The sequence below is a fragment of the Actinomadura livida genome, assembly GCF_014648675.1.
Classification (GTDB): Bacteria; Actinomycetota; Actinomycetes; order Streptosporangiales; family Streptosporangiaceae; genus Spirillospora; species Spirillospora livida.
The window spans coordinates 252550-269398 of the sequence record NZ_BMRO01000002.1 but is presented as its reverse complement, the minus strand read 5'-3'; the positions used below and the strand labels follow the sequence as shown (position 1 = coordinate 269398).

Sequence of the window (16849 nt, the reverse complement as noted above, 5' to 3'; positions counted from 1 at the left end):
AAACCCCCACCAAGATCACAAAACTGCCCAGGGGGCGATCCCCTGGAACCCCGTTGCGAGCCGGTCGATCCTCACGCCACCGTGGTGGTCCGGCGTGACCGTGCGGGATGTGTGAGTGTCGCTGCGGTCGCCCGGCTCGGCGGGTCGTGCTACCTGTGACCGCGCCACCCGAAGCGGGCGCCCTTACTCCTCGTAGGCGTCCGGGGGCGGGCAGGAGCAGACCAGGTTGCGGTCGCCGTAGGCCTGGTCGATGCGGCGGACCGGGGGCCAGTACTTGTTCTCGCGCAGAGCGGGGAGGGGGTAGGCGGCCTCCTCGCGGCTGTAGGCGTGCTTCCAGTCGTCGGAGACCAGGGCGGCGGCGGTGTGCGGGGCGTTCTTGAGCGGGTTGTCCTCGCGGTCGTAGGCGCCCTCGGCGACGCGGCGGATCTCCCGGCGGATCTCGATCATGGCGTCGCAGAAGCGGTCGAGTTCGGCGAGGTCCTCGGACTCGGTCGGCTCGATCATCAGCGTGCCGGCGACGGGGAACGAGAGCGTCGGGGCGTGGAAGCCGTAGTCGATGAGGCGCTTGGCGACGTCCTCGGCCGTGATGCCGGTCTCCTTGGTGATCCTGCGGAGGTCGGCGATGCACTCGTGGGCGACGAGGCCGTTGCGGCCGGTGTAGAGGACCGGGTAGTGCGGGGCGAGCCGGGCGGCGAGGTAGTTCGCGCCGATGATGGCGCCCTCGGTGGCGGCGCGCAGGCCGTCGGGGCCCATCATCGCGATGTACGCCCAGGAGATCGGCAGGATGCCCGCGGAGCCCCACGGGGCCGCGGAGATCGGGCCGACGCCGGTCCCGGGGCCGGCCTCCGCGCGGAGCGGGTGGTTCGGCAGGAACGGGGCCAGGTGCTCGCGGACGCCGATGGGGCCGACGCCGGGTCCGCCGCCGCCGTGCGGGATGCAGAACGTCTTGTGCAGGTTGAGGTGCGAGACGTCGGAGCCGAACTCGCCCGGGCGGGCGAGGCCGACGAGGGCGTTGAGGTTGGCGCCGTCCACGTAGACCTGGCCGCCCGCGTCGTGCACGGCGGCGCACACGTCGGTGATCGTCTCCTCGAAGACGCCGTGCGTGGACGGGTACGTCACCATGATCGCCGAGAGCCGCTCGCCGTGCTTGGCGATCTTCGCGTGCAGGTCGTCCAGGTCGACGTTGCCCCCCTCGTCGCACTTGACGACGACGACGCGCATCCCGGCCATGACGGCGCTGGCCGCGTTGGTGCCGTGCGCCGACGACGGGATCAGGCAGACGTCGCGGTGCTCCTCGCCGCGGGAGGCGTGGTAGCCGCGGATGGCGAGCAGGCCGGCCAGCTCGCCCTGGGAGCCGGCGTTCGGCTGGACGGACACCTTGGCGTACCCGGTGATCTCGGCGAGCGCGTCCTCCAGTTCGCCGATCAGCTCGACGTACCCGGCGGCCTGGTCGACGGGGGCGAACGGGTGGAGGTCCGCGAACTGCGGCCAGGTGATCGGCTCCATCTCCGCGGTGGCGTTCAGCTTCATCGTGCAGGAGCCGAGCGGGATCATGGAGCGGTCGAGCGCGATGTCCTTGTCCTGCAGCCTGCGCAGGTAGCGGAGCATCGCGGTCTCGGAGCGGTGCGCGTGGAAGACGGGGTGGGTCAGGTAGGGGCTCTCGCGGCGCAGGCCGTCCGGGATCGCCTCGGCGACCGCGGCGGCGCCCTCCGCGGGGACGCCGAACGCCTCCAGGACGGCGGTGACGTGCGCGGGCACGGTCGTCTCGTCGCAGGCGATCCCGACGTGGTCGGCGTCGGCGCGGCGCAGGTTGATCCCCCGCTCGCGGGCCGCGGCGACGACGTCCGCGGCGCGGCCGGGGACGCGGGCGAGGACGGTGTCGAAGAACGCGTCGTGGACGATCTCCACGCCGCCGGCGCGCAGCCCGGCGGCGATCTCGGCGGCCCGGCGGTGCGTCCGCTGGGCGATCGCGGCCAGGCCCTCCGGCCCGTGGTAGACGGCGTACATGCTCGCCATGACGGCGAGGAGGACCTGCGCCGTGCAGATGTTGCTGGTGGCCTTCTCGCGGCGGATGTGCTGCTCGCGGGTCTGCAGCGCCAGCCGGTGGGCGGTGGCGCCGTCGGCGTCGACGGACACGCCGACGAGCCGGCCCGGGAGCTGCCGCTGGATGCCCTCGCGGACCGCCATGTAGCCGGCGTGGGGGCCGCCGAACCCGTACGGGACGCCGAGGCGCTGCGCCGAGCCCACGGCGATGTCGGCGCCGGACTCGCCCGGCGGGCGCAGCAGCGTCAGCGCGAGCAGGTCGGCGGCGGCGACGACCGCGGCGCCGCGCTCGCGGGCCTGCGCGATGACCGGCTCCAGGTCGCGGACGGCGCCGGACGCGCCCGGGTACTGCAGGAGCACGCCGAAGAAGTCGCCGTCCGGCAGCCCGCCGGACAGGTCGGCGGTGACGACGTCGATGCCGAGCGGGACCGCCCGCGTCCGCACGACCTCGATCGTCTGCGGCAGGGCGTCGGCGTCGACCAGGAACGTCCCCGGGTCCTTGCGCTTGGAGACGCGGTGGGCGAGGGCCATCGCCTCGGCGGCGGCGGTCCCCTCGTCCAGCATGGACGCGTTCGCGACCGGCAGGCCGGTCAGGTCGCTGACGACGGTCTGGAAGTTGAGCAGGGCTTCGAGGCGCCCCTGGGAGATCTCGGGCTGGTATGGGGTGTAGGCGGTGTACCAGCCGGGGTTCTCCAGGACGTTGCGCATGATGACGCCCGGGGTGATCGTCCCGTGGTAGCCGAGGCCGATCATCGACGTCAGCACGGTGTTGCGGGCGGCGAGCTCGCGCAGCCGGTCGAGCGCGGCGCTCTCGCTCAGCGCGGGCGGCAGGGCCAGGGGGCGGGAGGTGCGGATCGCGGCGGGGACCGCGGCGTCGATCAGCGCCTCGGCGTCGGAGTAGCCGATGGCGGCGAGCATCCGGTCCCGCTCGTCCGGGGACGGGCCGATGTGCCGGTCGGCGAACGCGGTGCGGGGATGCTGCGGCGAGGCCACGGGGGCGAAGAACTGGGCGGTCATGGAGAGCCTCCTGGCTGCTGCGGTCGCTCAGGTCCGGCGCCGGCGCGGGCCCGGCGGCCGGTCTCCCCCTCTGTCATCGGCACCTGAGAGCTTCACCCGCGCGGCGGGGTTTCCCCTTCGGTGAGCCGCCCTTCCCCGGGTGCGGGGACCGACGCCTGCTTTCCAGAGGTGCCTCGCCCGAGCGGTCCTTTTGCCTGAGAGGTTCCGGGGAGGTTGCCCCTTCGGCGCCCCATGCTGGCGGCATGGGATCTCTCCCGCCCAGGGTCGACGGCATGTCCACCACGAACCCTACCCAAATCCGGTCGAAGGGACCGGCACCGCCCGTGCCCCGGCGCGCGTCCGCGCGGTACCGGCGAGTAAGCTATATACGTTTGACCTGGGATAGGACGGGCCGCGGACCTCTGGACGAACCGGGGCCGCGCAGTGCCGACGCGAGGCTCGCGAAGGCGCCGGCCGCTCGACTGCGCGCCGCCGGTTCTGGGACGCTGATCACGATGACGGACGGTCAGGGCGGCGGGAGCGCGTGACGCAGACCCACGACAAGGCGGTGCGCCCGCGGGAGGGCGCCGACGCGGGCGTGCCCGTGGACGAGCCCGCCCAGCCGTACCGGATCCGCCGCTCGTCCGACGCGATCAGGTTCGCGGCGTCGGTGACCGGGCTGGCGGTGGTGATGCTGCTGGTGTCGGTCGCGCAGGGGACGACGCACGGCCTGCACTCCGACATCCAGGAGGGCACCGCGCACGCGCCCCGGATGCTGCTGTCGCTGGCCACGCTCGTGTCCAGCTTCGGCGTGCTGGCGGCGCCGATCGCGTTCGGGATCGTGCGGCTGTTCCACAAGGACGGCACCCGCGTCGCGATCGCGCTGCTGGCCGCCATGATCGCGTTCGGGATCACGGTGGGGCTGGACGACCTGTCGGTGCGGGCGGCGCCCGGCGGCGTCCTGGACTCGCTGATCTGGGGCGGCACGGAGACGGCCCCCATACACACCGACATCGCGCCCGTGATCGCCTTCGTCAGCGCGGTGGGGATGGCCGGGCGCATCCGGTGGCAGGCCGCGACCTGGACGATGATCGGGCTGGCCGCGCTGACCGGGCTCACCGCCGCCTACGCCTCGGTCGCCGCGCTGGCGGCCACCTACTTCCTCGGCCGCGCCATCGGCCACGGCACCCTGTACGCGGTCGGGACGCCGAACCCGCGTCCCCCCGGCACCGCGGTCGTCGCGGCGCTCGAGCGGCTCGGGCTGCGCCCGGTGCGGGCCGTCCGGCTGGACGGCACGCCCGACAGCGGCGAGGAGACCCGCCGGTACGGCGTCGTCCTCGCCGCGGGCCCCGCGGACGGGGACACGGCCCCGGACCGCGACGCGGGCGAGTGGGACCTGGAAGTGCGCGTCCTGGACCGCGACCAGCAGACGGCGGGCCTGCTGTACCGGGTCTGGCGCCTGCTGCGGCTCCGCTCCACCACGACCGGGCGGGCGCTGCGGTCGCTGCGCCGGTCCCTGGAGCAGGAGTCGCTGATGGCCTACGCGGTGGCGGCGGCGGGCGTCCGCACGCCCCGCCTGGTCGGCACGTCGGAGGTCGGCACGGAGGCGGCGCTGCTGGCGTACGAGCACGTGCCGGGACGGCGGCTGGCGGACGTCCCCGACGAGGAGATCACCGGCGCGCTGCTGACCGACGTGTGGCGGCAGTTCCGCGCCATGCAGGCCGGGCGGCTGGCGCACCGGCGGCTGCAGGACGGGGCGGTCGCCGTCGGCGCGGACGGCCGCGCCTACATCACCGACCTGCGGGCCGGGGAGACGGCGGTGGGCGACCTGGCGCTGCGGCTGGACCTGGCGCAGCTGCTGACGACGCTGGCGCTGCGGGTGGGCGCGGAACGCGCTGTGCGCACCGCCGCGGAGGTGCTCGGCGGGGAGGCCCTGGCCGCCGCGGTGCCGCTGCTGCAGCCGGTGGCGCTGTCCCGGGCGACCCGCACGGCGCTGCGCCGCGACCGGGAGCTGCTGACCGGCATCCGGGAGCAGATCGTCCGGCTGAAGCCGGAGACGGAGGTCGCGCCGCTCCGGCTGGAGCGGTTCCGGCCCCGGACGATCTTCAGCATCGTGGCGCTGTCGATCGCGGCCTACATCGTGATCCCGCAGGTGGCGAGCCTGGACCTGGCGGCGATGGCGTCCGCGGCGACCTGGCACTGGGCGGCCGCCGCGCTGGGCGGGGCGGCCCTTACCTACCTCGCCGCCGCGTTCATGCTCATGGGGTTCGTGCCCGAGCGGCTCCCGCTGGGGCGGACGGTGCTCGTCCAGCTCGCGGCGTCGTTCGTGAAGCTGGTGGCGCCGGCGGCGGTCGGCGGCGTCGCCGTCAACACCCGCTACCTGCAGCGCTCGGGGGTGCGGCCCGGCCTGGCGGTGGCGAGCGTCGGCGCGTCGCAGCTGGTGGGGCTGGTCACGCACGTCCTGCTGCTGATCATGTTCGGGTTCCTGACGGGGTCGACGACGAAGGCGACGCAGGATCTCGCGCCGTCCCGGACGATCGTCATCGTGGTGCTGTCGCTGGGGCTGCTGGCAGGGCTGGCGCTGACCGTCCCGCGGGTCCGCCGGGTGGTCGCCTCGCGGCTGAAGAGCATGTTCTCGGGGGTCGTGCCGCGGCTGGTGGACGTCCTGCAGACGCCGAAGAAGCTGTTCACGGGGATGGGCGGGACGCTGCTGCTGACGGTGGGGTTCGTCCTCTGCCTGGACGCCTCGATCCGCGCGTTCGGCGGGTCGCTGCCACTGACGACGGTCGTGGTGGTGTTCCTCACCGCGAACGCGGTCGGGTCCGCGGCGCCCACGCCCGGCGGCCTCGGTGCCGTGGAGGGCGCCCTGACGCTGGCGCTGACGATCTCGGGGCTGACCGCGGAGACGGCGACGTCCGCGGTGCTGCTCTACCGGCTTCTGACGCTGTGGCTGCCGGTGTTGCCCGGCTGGGCGGCGTTCACCTATCTGCAGCGCCGTGAGGCGCTCTGAGGGCCGATCAGCCGGTGCGGCGGGCGCGCCGCCGTCCGGCCAGTTCGTCGTGGGGATGCTCGTCCGGGGCGTCGCCGGTGGCGGCGCGCTCACCGGGTAGTTCCGCGAGGCTGCCCTCCACCTCCTGCCACACCCGTCCGAGCGCGATGCCGAACACGCCCTGCCCGCCCTGGAGGAGGTCGACGACCTCGTCGGCCGAAGTGCACTCGTAGACGCTGACCCCGTCGCTCATCAGGGTTATCTGTGCGAGGTCCTGGACGCCGCGGTCGCGCAGGTGGGTGACGGCGGTGCGGATCTGCTGCAGCGAAACCCCGGTGTCCAGGAGCCGCTTCACGACCTTCAGGACGAGGATGTCGCGGAAACTGTAGAGCCGCTGGCTGCCCGACCCGTGCGCCGCGCGCACGCTCGGCTCCACCAGCTTGGTGCGCGCCCAGTAGTCGAGCTGCCGGTAGGTGATCCCCGCGGCAGCGCACGCCGTCGGGCCGCGGTAGCCGACATCCTCCGGCGGCACCGACACCTGCGTGTCGAAGAGCAGCCCCTGCTCTCCGGCACGCCGGGACGCCATGTGCCTGTCGGGGGTCGCCTTGCCCTCGCCGCTGCTCACCGCCACGCGGACCTCCGGCTTCTATCATCCCGTGCCGGTTCGTCAAGGGGGTTTGACGAATTACACCACGGGTGTTCCACCAGCACGGTAGGTGCCGGTCAGGGTGTGGTCAACGTTCACCGTCGGCGCGTCGCATGCCCGGATGAACCGGCTTCACGTGGGCAAACTGCGCACCTCGGCCGCCAAACCTCTCCTACCCCGATGCTCCCCCACGGAAAACCGCCAGGTCCAGGGCGATGCACAACCAATCGCGCCACGGTATGAACATACACCCGAGAGTGACATTCCCCACGCACTCCGTCCTAGTCCCAGCTCAGGCATGACCCCGACGTTCATTCGGTCAAGCTTCCCCACCCCCGCCCTCACAACGAGACGCGAAAACGACACCCCGCACAAATGACCACGCCACGGGTCGCAAGCGAAACCGGGAAGGCACAGGTCGCCCCTTGGGCGATACCAGCTCACCACCTCAATGATCACCCACGGCTCGTGCGGCCGGAGCGAGTGCAGCGAGCGCAGGTCGCACGAGCCGCCGCACGGTGCGCCGTGCGGACCGGGGGTTCCAGGGGGTCACCCCCTGGGCTAGCACCTAGCCAGCTCTGCCGAAGTCCTCTGGGGAGATCGTGTCGAGGAACTCGCGGAACTTCTCGACCTCGTCCTCCTGCTCGTCCGGGATGGCGACGCCGGCCTCTTCCAGGACGTCCTCGCTGGCGAAGATCGTGGCGCCGGTCCGCAGGGCCAGGGCGATGGAGTCGGAGGGGCGGGCGCTGACCTCGACGCCGTTGGAGAAGATGAGGTCGGCGAAGAAGATGCCCTCGCGCAGGTCGGTGATGTTGACGGTGCGCAGCTGCACGCTGAGGGCGTCCAGGACGTCGCGGAACAGGTCGTGGGTGAGCGGGCGGGCCGGCAGCACCCCCTGCTGGGCGAAGGCGATCGCGGTCGCTTCGACCGCCCCGATCCAGATGGGCAGGTAGCGATCGCCCTCCGTCTCCTTCAACAGGACGATCGGCTGATTGGAGGGCATCTCGACCCGGACGCCGACGACCTCCATCTGCTTCACTGCGGCTCCCTGCTGGTTCTCGCTGTCTCGATCACCTTGTGCAGCGGATCGATTCGTGACCGAACCCTGTAGCCAACGTACACCCGTGCCCGGACGGCTCGTGATTCCGCGGGTGCGGGAAAATCCTCCGCGGCCCACATGATCATCGGTCCAGGCTTTCGCGGATACCGGCCGACACCAGTGCCGCGTGGAGCCTGACGGACAGCGCGGCGATCTCCCGGGCGGTCTCGGCGGCCTGCTCGTGGGCGCCGCGGCTGCGGCGGCGCAGCTGCGGCGCGACCATCTGCTCGATGAGGCCGGCCTGCCGGTCGGCGGCGGCCTTCACGGCGCGCAGGTGCCGGACCTCGAACCCGTACTCGCCGAGCGCGGCGGCGGCCCGCGCGATGTTCAGCGCGTCGCCCTCGTAGTGCGTGCCGGCCCTGCGGACGAGCCCGTACTCCTCCAGCCTGGCGAGGAGGGCCTCGTCGATGCCGGCGCCGTCGAGGAGCTGGCGGCGCGTCAGCCGGACGGCGGGGTCCTCGGCGGTGGTGTCGGCGGCGACGAGGGTGCGGGGGCGGCGCGGTTCGGGCGCGCCGAGCGGCGGGACGTCCTCGCCGCGGTCGCGCGCCTCCAGGTGCTGCCGGATCACGCGCAGCGGCAGGTAGTGGTCGCGCTGGGCGGCGAGGACGAACCGGAGCCGCTCCACGTCGGCGTCGCAGAACTTGCGGTAGCCCGACGGGCTGCGCTCCGGCTCGACGAGCCCCTCGGACTCCAGGAACCGGATCTTCGAGACGGTGATGTCGGGGAACTCGGGCCTGAGCAGGCCGAGGACGTCCCCGATCGTCATCAGGGACCGGGCTGGCTGCGCGTTCACGGCCCCTCCCATCGTCGCGCGTCCTTCCGCCCGCGTCAGCCGTGCGCGGGGTTGGTCAGGAACACCAGCCGGAACTTGCCGATCTGGACCTCGTCGCCGCCCGACAGCGCGGCCTGGTCGATCCGCTGCCGGTTGACGTAGAGGCCGTTGAGGCTCCCCACGTCGCGGACGGAGAACGCGTGGCCCTGGCGGGAGAACTCGGCGTGCCGGCGGGAGACGGTGACGTCGTCCAGGAAGATGTCGCTCTCGGGGTGCCGGCCCGCGGAGGTGCGGTCCTTGTCGAGGAGGAAGCGGCTGCCGGCGTTGGGGCCGCGCTTGACCACGAGCAGCGCGGTCCCCGGGGGGAGCGCCTCCATGGCCATCTGGTCGGGGCCGGGGGACTCCTCGGCGCCGGCGTCGGTGTCCAGGGCCTCGAACCCGCCGATGGAGATCGTGGACGTGGACTCGCCGGGGGACTCGCGGTGCGGTGGCGGCGACGGCGAACTCCGGGTCAGCGGGGTGCCGCAGTTCGAGCAGAAGCGGGCATCATCCGGGTTGGCGTGACCGCACTGCGTGCAGTAGACGCTCGGCATCGATCGGCTCGGCCTCCTACCTTCGGCGTACCGCCCGCGGGTTCCCGCCGCAGCGGGAGCCGCCTGCGCCACGCGCTCCATCCAACCAACCCACGCCGGGGAACCGCCCCCGACCACGGTCCAGCTCACCGGCCGCTCACGCGACGGTCGCCGCAACTTACGCGGGTATTACCCGAGGGGTCAACTGGAACGGCGAGCCGACTGGACCAAACTACATTCGTCAATGATCGCAGGTCTACGCCGCCGCGCGGACGGCCGATCGCGACGGCCGCGCCGCGGCGCCGGTCGACCGCTCCCCCCGTTCCCCTCTACGGAGACCGTACCGCGCCCACGGTCACTTTCGCGCGCGGGTTGATCAGGACGCCGGCGCCCTTTCCCTGCAGCGTCCTGACCAGGCCGCCGGGGATGTTCATGGCGGTCGTCATCGTGTGCGGGTCGCCGATGGCGAGGAACCGGTACGGGGCGGTGAGGACCTCCCCGTCGGACTCGATGCCGTGCCGGCCGTCCACGAAGTAGGTGTCGACCCCGGCGCGGACGTCGTTGACCTGGACGACCTCGGCGCCCGCGTCGCGGAGTTCCTCCAAGGCGTCGAGCAGGTCGATCGCCTTGACGGCGCCGCCCGGGTCGCTGATCATCATCTCGATGCCGGGCCCTTCGGCGGGAAGGGTGCCGGCCAGGAGGCCGTAGGTGGTGGTGCGCTCGCGCGCCTCCTGCAGAGCGGTCTCGCCTTCGGCGTCGCGTTCCAGTTCCGCCTTGGTGTCCTCCAGTTCGCGCAGGTCGCCCTGCAGGCGGTCGGAGCGCTGGCCCAGATCGGACAGGATGCCGACGAGCTCGTCCTGCCGCGCGGTGGCGAAGGTGGTGTCCCGCTTGGTCGACTGCACCTGGACGACGACCGCGAAGCCGAGCAGGAGGCACAGCAGCCCGCCGGCGAGTTGCGCGCGGCTGACTCGCGGCCGCAACAGCCCGGCGAGCCCGCGCAGGCCCGCCGGCTCCGGCGGAACCCCGTCCGCGGCCGCCTCCGCAGCCCCTTCCCCAGGCTCGTTCACCCGCTCGCCCGCGGGCTCGTTCACGTGCTCGCCCGCGGGCTCGATGGGGCGCTCGTCCTCGCGGGCGGTCATGCGCCGAACACCCTCCGCCGGATGCCCGCCACGTTGGCGAAGATCCGGATGCCGAGGACGACCACGACGCCGGTCGACAGCTGGGAGCCGACGCCGAGCTGGTCGCCGAGGAAGACGATCAGCGCGGCGATGACGGCGTTGCCGACGAACGAGACCACGAACACCTTCTCGTCGAAGACGCCCTCCAGCCGGGCGCGGAGGCCGCCGAACATGGCGTCGAGGGCCGCGACGATCGCGATCGGCAGGTACGGCTGGAGCCACAGCGGCACGTCCGGCTGGAGCAGCAGGCCCAGCGCCACACCGATCAGCAGCCCGATCAGCGCGATCATCTCCGGGTCACCTCTCCCCTGCCGGCCGTCCGCTCGCCGGGCGTCCGCTCACTGGCCGTCCTCCTCGCGGGGGACGGCGTACCGCAGCCGGACCGGCCCCGCCGCGGGCAGCCGCACGTCCGGCGCGCCGCGCGTGCCGTACCGGATCCGGTAGCGCTCCTCCAGGGCCCGCAGCCGGCGGTCGGCGGCCGAGCCGGTGAAGGCGTCCCGCAGCCGGCCCGGGTCGCCCAGCGCCGTGACCTCGTAGGGGCGGGTCAGCGGCCGGTAGTCGACCAGGATCGCCTCCCCGGCGGAGCGGATCGCCGTCGTCGCCGTGAGCCGCTGGCCGTTGACGCCGATCGCCTCGGCGCCCGCGGCCCAGAGCCCGTTGACCAGGACCTGGAGGTCACGATCATAGACCCGTCCGCGGGCGCCGCCGCGCGCGGCGAGCCCGTCCGGGTCGTCGCGCGGGGAGTCGTCCAGGGTGACGACGAGCCCTTCGCCGGTGGCGGGCGCGGCGGCCGCCGCGGCGGCCGCGCGGGCGAGCCGGGACCGGACGCCGTGGCCGGCGTCCCCGCGGGCGAGCGCGGCGGCGCGCTGCCGCTCGGTCTCGGCGCGGAGCCGGTCGAGGCGCCGCCGGAGCGCGTCGGTCTCGGCGGTGCGGGCGTCGATCTCGTCGATCAGCCGCGAGCGCCGCTCGGCCGCGACGGGCTCGCTGCGGCGCACCTCGGCCCCGGCGACGGCGATCAGCGTCCCGGTCAGCACGAGGACCAGCAGGACGCCGCCGCCGCGCCGCCCCCGCCGGAGCGGGCCGCCAGGGGCGTCCGGGCGGCGGGCCCGGCGCGCCGCCGCCTCCGCGTAGCCGGGGTCGAGGAGCTTGCCGGCGAGCAGGTCGGCGAGCAGCGACATGGACGCGTCGGGCCGCCGGGGCCGTCCCGGGGCGCGGCCGCCGGGCTCGCCGGGGTCCTGTCGTGCGGTCACCGCCCCATCATGGCAAGGGTCGGCGGCTTTCCCCGCCCCCGGCTCAGCCGACCCGCGGCATGCGGAGGACGTAGCCGACCCGCGGGACGGTGTGGATGAGGCGGGGGCCGCGGTCGTCCAGCTTGCGGCGCAGGTAGCTGATGTAGGTCTGGACGACGCCCTCGCCGCCGGTGAAGTCGTACTGCCAGACGTGGTCGAGGATCTGCCGCTTGGTCAGCACCCGGCCGGAATTGCTGAGCAGGTAGCGCAGCAGCGTGAACTCGGTGGGCGCCAGGTCGATGGGGACGCCGCCGCGCCGCACCTCGTAGGCGTCCTCGTCCAGTTCGAGGTCGGCGAACGTCAGCCGCGCCCGTTCCCGCGCGCCGGGCCGGGTGCGGCGGAGCACGGCGCGGACGCGGGCGGCCAGCTCGTCCAGGCTGAACGGCTTGGGCACGCGGTCGTCGCCGTCCACCGGCCCTCCGGCCCCGTTCCCGGCGGCGTCTGGGCCGGTGAGGAGCACGACCGGGGCCTCGCAGCCGTTCCGCCGCAGCCGGGCGCGGACGTCCGGGCCGGGGCCGTCCGGCAGCGCGGCGTCCAGCACGATCAGGTCGGGGCCGAAGCGGGGGGCGCTCGCCAGCGCCTCGGTGCCGGACCGGGCGACGGCGGTCTCGAAACCCTCGTAGCGCAGGGCGGTCGCGACGAGGTCCGCGACGTAGGCGTCGCCGTCCACGACGAGGATCTTGGTGGGGTTCACAGTGCCAGTCTGTCCCCTGGGCCCTGTGGGTGCACTGAGGGGACTCTGCGGATCCGCTCAAGAATCCCCGTGCGGAGGTGCGCGTTAGGCGGAGGCGGGCCTGGTGAGACCCATGTGGACGGCGAGCCCGGCGAGCACCGACCCCATCAGGTACCGCTGGGCCCGCCGCCAGCCGGGCCGCCGGGCCAGGAAGACCGCGATGCCCCCGGCACCGAGCACGATGAGGGCGTTGACCGTGACCGCGACGGTGAGCTGGGTGAGGCCGAGCAGGACGCTCTGGACCGCGACGTGACCGCGGTCCGGATCGGTGAACTGCGGGAGCAGCGACACGTACAGGACGGCGATCTTCGGGTTGAGCAGGTTGGTGACGAGGCCCATCGTGAACAGCCGGCGCGGCGGGTCGGCGGGCAGGTCCGCCGGGGTGAACGCCTCCTGCCCGCCCGGCCGGACCGTCTGCCAGGCGAGCCACAGCAGGTACCCCGCGCCCGCCACCTTGATCACGGTGTAGAGCGGCGGGACGAGGGTGAACACGGCGGTGATCCCGGCGGCCGCCGCGAGCACGTAGACGCCGAACCCCGCGGCGACGCCCGCGAGGGAGATCAGCCCGGCCCGGCGGCCCTGGGTCACCGACCGCGACACGAGGTAGATCATGTTGGGCCCGGGGGTGAGGACGAGGCCCAGCGCGACGAGGGCGATGGCCGCCAGCGCGGTTGACGAGATCATTGCACTCCCCGGTCGATGATGACCCGAGCCTAGATCTCGGAGTAAGCTCGGTGCAATACTGATATTGCTCTCGGTGCAATTCAGGAGGCGGGATGGCGGACTACCGGACGGTCGCGGACGCGGTGGCCGCCGACATCGCGGCCGGGCGGCTGCGCCCCGGCGACCGGCTGCCCACGCAGCGCGCCTTCGCCCGGCGGCACGGGATCGCGAACTCGACGGCGAGCCGCGTGTACCGGGAACTGGCGGCCCGCGGCCTGGTGGTCGGCGAGGTGGGGCGCGGCACGTTCGTCCGCGCCGCGCGGCGCCCGCCCGGCCCGGCCCTCGCGGAGCCCGCGGGCGCGCGGGTCGACCTGGAGCTCAGCAATCCCTCCGTGCCCGGGCAGAGCGAGCTGATGCGGGCCGGGATGGAGCGGCTGCTCCGCCCCGACGTCCTCGGCGCGGCGCTCGGCCCCGCCGGGGCCGCCGGAACGCCCGCCGCGCGGGAGGCGGCGGCCGGGCTGCTGGCGGCGCCCGGGTGGCGGCCCGACCCGTCGCGCGTCCTGTTCGCCGGGAACGGGCGGCAGGCGATCGCGGGCGCCGTGGCCGCGCTCGTGCCGCCGGGCGGCCGGCTCGCGGCCGAGGCCGTGACCTACCCGGTGATCAAGGGCATCGCGGCGCGGCTCGGCGTCACGCTCGTCCCCGTCGAGACCGACGAGCACGGCCTGTGCCCGGACGCCCTGGCCTCAGCCCACCGCAGCGCCCCGCTCGGCGCCGTGTACCTCCAGCCGACGCTCCACAACCCGTACGGGACGACGATGCCGCGCGAGCGCCGCGCCGAGCTGGCCGCCGTACTGGAGCGGCTCGGCCTCCACGCGATCGAGGACCGCGTCTGGGCGTTCCTCCCGGAGGACGGCCCGCCGCCGCTGGCGGCGGAGGCGCCGCACCGCACGGTCGTCGTCGACAGCCTCTCCAAGCGCCTCGCACCCGGCCTCAGCGTCGGGTTCGCCGTGCCGCCCGCCGAGCTGACCGGCCGCGTCGCCGCCGCGCTGCGGTCCGGTGCGTGGGGTCCGGCGGCGTTCGCGCTGGACGCGGCGACCGGCTGGATCACCGACGGCACGGTCGCGGCGGTGACCCGGGCCAAGCGGGCGGACGCGGCCGCCCGCATGCGGATCGCCGCCGAACGCCTCCCGGGGGCCGCGGGCCGGTCCGCGCCGCGCGCGTACTTCTGCTGGTGGGACCTGCCGCCCCGGTGGCGCGCGGAGACGTTCGTCGCGGCGGCGGCGCGGCGCGGCATCGCCGTCACGCCCGCGGCCGCCTTCGCGGCGGGCACCGGCTCGTCGCCCCGCGCGGTGCGCGTCGGCCTCGCGTCCCCGCCGCTGCAGCTCCTCGGCGACGCCCTCGGCGTCCTCGCCGAGATCGCCGCCGGATCGCCCGAGGACAGCCCCGTCGACTGACGGCGCGGGTCAGGTGCCCGCGCGTTCGACGACGGCCGCCCATTCCTCAAGGAGCGCCTGGGCGACGTCGGCGTCCGGGCCCTCGGCCCACAGGTGGGTGACCGGCTCGGCGGGATCGGGCAGCACGAGGACCCAGCGGCCGTCCTCCTCGACCACGCGGACGCCGTCGGTGGTGTCGATCGTGCGGGAGCCCGCGGCCTCCACGACGTGCCGCATCACGCTGCCCTTGGCCGCCCACGGCGTGGGGACGGAGCGGCGCAGCAGGTGCGCGTCGGGGATGCGGCGGTCGATCTGCGACAGCGTCAGCCGCGTCCTGGCGACCAGGCCGACGAGCCGGACGAACGCCGCGATCCCGTCGACCGTGCCGCTGAACTCGGGCATCAGGAACCCGCCCCGCCCGTCCCCCGCGAAGACCACGCTGGGCTGGGCGGCGGCCTTGGTCAGGACGTCCTGGGACGTGGACGTCCACTCGACCTGGACGCCGTGGAACCGGCACACCTGCTCGGCGACCCGCGTCGTCGTCACCGGCAGCGCGACCCTGCCGCCTCGTCGCTCCGCCGCCACCAGGTCCAGCATGACCAGCAGCGCCCGGTCGTCGCCGACCAGCTCGCCGTTCTCGTCCACGAGCGAGATCCGCTCCCCCACCGGGTCGAAGCGGACGCCGAACGCGGCCCGCGACGACGACACCAGTTCGCCGAGCCGCTCCAGGTCGCGCATGCGCTCGGCGAGCGTCTCGGTCGGGTTGGCCTCGTCCAGGCCGACGTTGCGGGTCAGGACCTCCACCCCGACCTTGCCGAGCAGGTTGGGCAGCACGAGCGACGCGACCCCGCCCGCGCAGTCCAGGACGATCTTCAGCCCGGCCTCGCGGACCCCGCGGATGTCGACGCGCCGCAGCAGGTCGCGGGTGTAGGTCTCGACGACGCGGGGCGGGTAGGCCAGCTCGGCGATCTCGCCGGGGAACGCGCGGCGGTACTCCTGCCGGCCGAAGACGCGCTCCAGCTTGCGCTGCGCGGCCTGGGACAGGTCGGCCCCGTCGGGGTCGAGGAAGATGATGTCGACGCCCTGCGGGTCGCCGAGCGTGGTGCGGATGTAGATGCCGCCGACGCTGTCCTCGCGGCCGGTCTCGAACCGGGCCACGGTCAGCGGGGTGGCCTCCAGGTCGTGGACGTTGATCGCGCTGGCCGTCAGGGCGCTGTTCACCGCGCGTTTCAGCGTGCGGGCCGCGCGGGACACGTCGCGGCCGGTGACGACCGTGGTGCCCTTCTTCAGCGTCGTCGCGTACGCGCTGGCGAGCCGCACCGCGAGCTCCGGCGTGATCTCCACGTTGACCAGCCCGGACACGCCGCGCGGGCCGAACAGGTTGCGCTGCCCGCGCGACTCCCAGATCACGCTGGTGTTGACGACCGCGCCGGCCTCGATGGTCTTGAAGGGGTAGACCTTCACGCCGCTGGAGACGTACGCCTCCGCCTCGATCACGCACTCGTCCCCGATGACCGCGCCCTCCTCGACGCGGGCGCCGGCCATGATGTCGGTGTTCTTGCCGACCACGCAGCCGCGCAGGTTCGTGGACGGCGCGACGAACACGTTGTCGTGGACGACGGCGCGGTGCAGGAACGCGCCCTCCTTCACGACGACGTTGCTTCCGAGGACGGTGTACTCGCGCAGCTCGACGCCCGCCTCGACCTTGGCGTAGTCGCCGATGTAGAGCGGGCCCTTCAGCACGGCCTCGGAGTCGACCTCGGCCCCCTCGGCGACCCAGACGCCGGGCGACACCTCGAAACCGTCCAGGTCGATCGCGACCGCACCGGACAGCATGTCGGCCTGCGCCTTGAGGTAGCTCTCGTGGGTTCCGACGTCCTCCCAGTAGCAGTCGGCGACGTAGCCGAACAGCGGAGCGCCCTCGGCGAGCAGCTTGGGGAACACGTCGCCGGACCAGTCGACCGACTCGCCCTCGGCGACGTGCTCCAGGACCTCCGGCTCCATCACGTAGATGCCGGTGTTGACGGTGTCGGAGAACACCTGCCCCCACGTCGGCTTCTCCAGGAACCGCTGCACGCGGCCGTCGTCGTCCACGATGATGATGCCGAACTCCAGCGGGTTCGGGACGCGCTTGAGCCCGATCGTGACCAGGGCGCCGTTCCGCTCGTGGAACCGCACCATGTCGGTCAGGTCGATGTCGGTGAGCGCGTCGCCGGAGATGACGAGGAACCGGTCGTCGCGCAGCGCCTCCTCGGCGTTCTTGACGCTGCCGGCGGTGCCGAGCGGGACCTCCTCGGTCGCGTAGCTCAGCGACATGCCGAGCTCCTCGCCGTCGCCGAAGTAGTTGCGGATCAGCGCCGCCAGGAACTGGACGGTGACCACGGTCTCGCTGAACCCGTGCCGCTTCAGCAGCCGCAGCACGTGCTCCATGATCGG

General features: G+C 73.8%; 13 protein-coding genes and 2 riboswitches. Of the genes, 2 read left to right on the top strand and 11 right to left on the bottom strand.

The window, feature by feature from the left end:
- Positions 1–183 precede the first annotated feature (183 nt).
- The gene (gene gcvP, locus IEZ03_RS04490; RefSeq protein WP_184884330.1) at positions 184–3060 is read right to left on the bottom strand and encodes an aminomethyl-transferring glycine dehydrogenase; all 2877 of its coding nucleotides are present in this window, start codon (positions 3058–3060) and stop codon (positions 184–186) included.
- A 60-nt stretch (positions 3061–3120) separates the two neighbouring features.
- Positions 3121–3232, bottom strand: a riboswitch (glycine riboswitch).
- Positions 3233–3327: riboswitch (glycine riboswitch) on the bottom strand. It abuts the riboswitch before it with no gap.
- Positions 3328–3583: 256 nt separating this feature from the next.
- Here gcvP and IEZ03_RS04485 point away from each other — a divergent pair.
- Positions 3584–6049, top strand: a complete 2466-nt coding sequence (locus tag IEZ03_RS04485) for a lysylphosphatidylglycerol synthase transmembrane domain-containing protein (protein ID WP_229808009.1) — start codon at positions 3584–3586, stop codon at positions 6047–6049.
- A 7-nt stretch (positions 6050–6056) separates the two neighbouring features.
- On the opposite strand, the gene IEZ03_RS04480 is transcribed toward IEZ03_RS04485, so the two are convergent.
- From IEZ03_RS04480 to IEZ03_RS04440, 9 genes are all read right to left on the bottom strand, one after another.
- Complete coding sequence (locus IEZ03_RS04480; RefSeq protein ID WP_184884328.1) at positions 6057–6659, bottom strand: MerR family transcriptional regulator; 603 nt, start codon at positions 6657–6659, stop codon at positions 6057–6059.
- A 583-nt stretch (positions 6660–7242) separates the two neighbouring features.
- Positions 7243–7713, bottom strand: coding sequence for a bifunctional nuclease family protein (locus IEZ03_RS04475; protein ID WP_021599257.1), 471 nt, complete (start codon positions 7711–7713; stop codon positions 7243–7245).
- Positions 7714–7855: 142 nt separating this feature from the next.
- Entirely contained in the window at positions 7856–8566 is a 711-nt protein-coding gene (gene ftsR, locus IEZ03_RS04470) for a transcriptional regulator FtsR (RefSeq protein WP_229808008.1), read from the bottom strand.
- A gap of 35 nt (positions 8567–8601) precedes the next feature.
- The gene (locus IEZ03_RS04465) at positions 8602–9138 is read right to left on the bottom strand and encodes an FHA domain-containing protein (protein WP_184884324.1); all 537 of its coding nucleotides are present in this window, start codon (positions 9136–9138) and stop codon (positions 8602–8604) included.
- A 308-nt stretch (positions 9139–9446) separates the two neighbouring features.
- Positions 9447–10256 carry a DUF881 domain-containing protein gene (locus tag IEZ03_RS04460; RefSeq protein WP_184884322.1) on the bottom strand — a complete coding sequence of 270 codons (810 nt, stop codon included), beginning with the start codon at positions 10254–10256 and terminating at the stop codon, positions 9447–9449.
- The gene (locus tag IEZ03_RS04455; protein ID WP_132043114.1) at positions 10253–10585 is read right to left on the bottom strand and encodes a small basic family protein; all 333 of its coding nucleotides are present in this window, start codon (positions 10583–10585) and stop codon (positions 10253–10255) included. The genes IEZ03_RS04460 and IEZ03_RS04455 overlap by 4 nt, the downstream gene beginning before the upstream one ends.
- A 48-nt stretch (positions 10586–10633) precedes the next feature.
- Positions 10634–11545, bottom strand: a complete 912-nt coding sequence (locus tag IEZ03_RS04450) for a DUF881 domain-containing protein (protein ID WP_184884319.1) — start codon at positions 11543–11545, stop codon at positions 10634–10636.
- 43 nt (positions 11546–11588) lie between these two features.
- Positions 11589–12278 (bottom strand): response regulator transcription factor, encoded by a 690-nt coding sequence (locus tag IEZ03_RS04445; protein WP_184884317.1) that lies wholly within the window; start codon positions 12276–12278, stop codon positions 11589–11591.
- Between the two features lie 84 nt (positions 12279–12362).
- Positions 12363–13001, bottom strand: coding sequence for a LysE family translocator (locus IEZ03_RS04440; RefSeq protein ID WP_184884315.1), 639 nt, complete (start codon positions 12999–13001; stop codon positions 12363–12365).
- 92 nt (positions 13002–13093) lie between these two features.
- On the opposite strand from IEZ03_RS04440, the gene IEZ03_RS04435 reads away from it, so the two are divergent.
- Positions 13094–14434, top strand: a complete 1341-nt coding sequence (locus IEZ03_RS04435; RefSeq protein ID WP_184884313.1) for an aminotransferase-like domain-containing protein — start codon at positions 13094–13096, stop codon at positions 14432–14434.
- A gap of 9 nt (positions 14435–14443) precedes the next feature.
- Here IEZ03_RS04435 and IEZ03_RS04430 read toward each other — a convergent pair.
- Positions 14444–16849 (bottom strand): mannose-1-phosphate guanyltransferase (locus tag IEZ03_RS04430; protein ID WP_189241153.1); only part of this gene is annotated, 2406 nt, incomplete at its 5' end.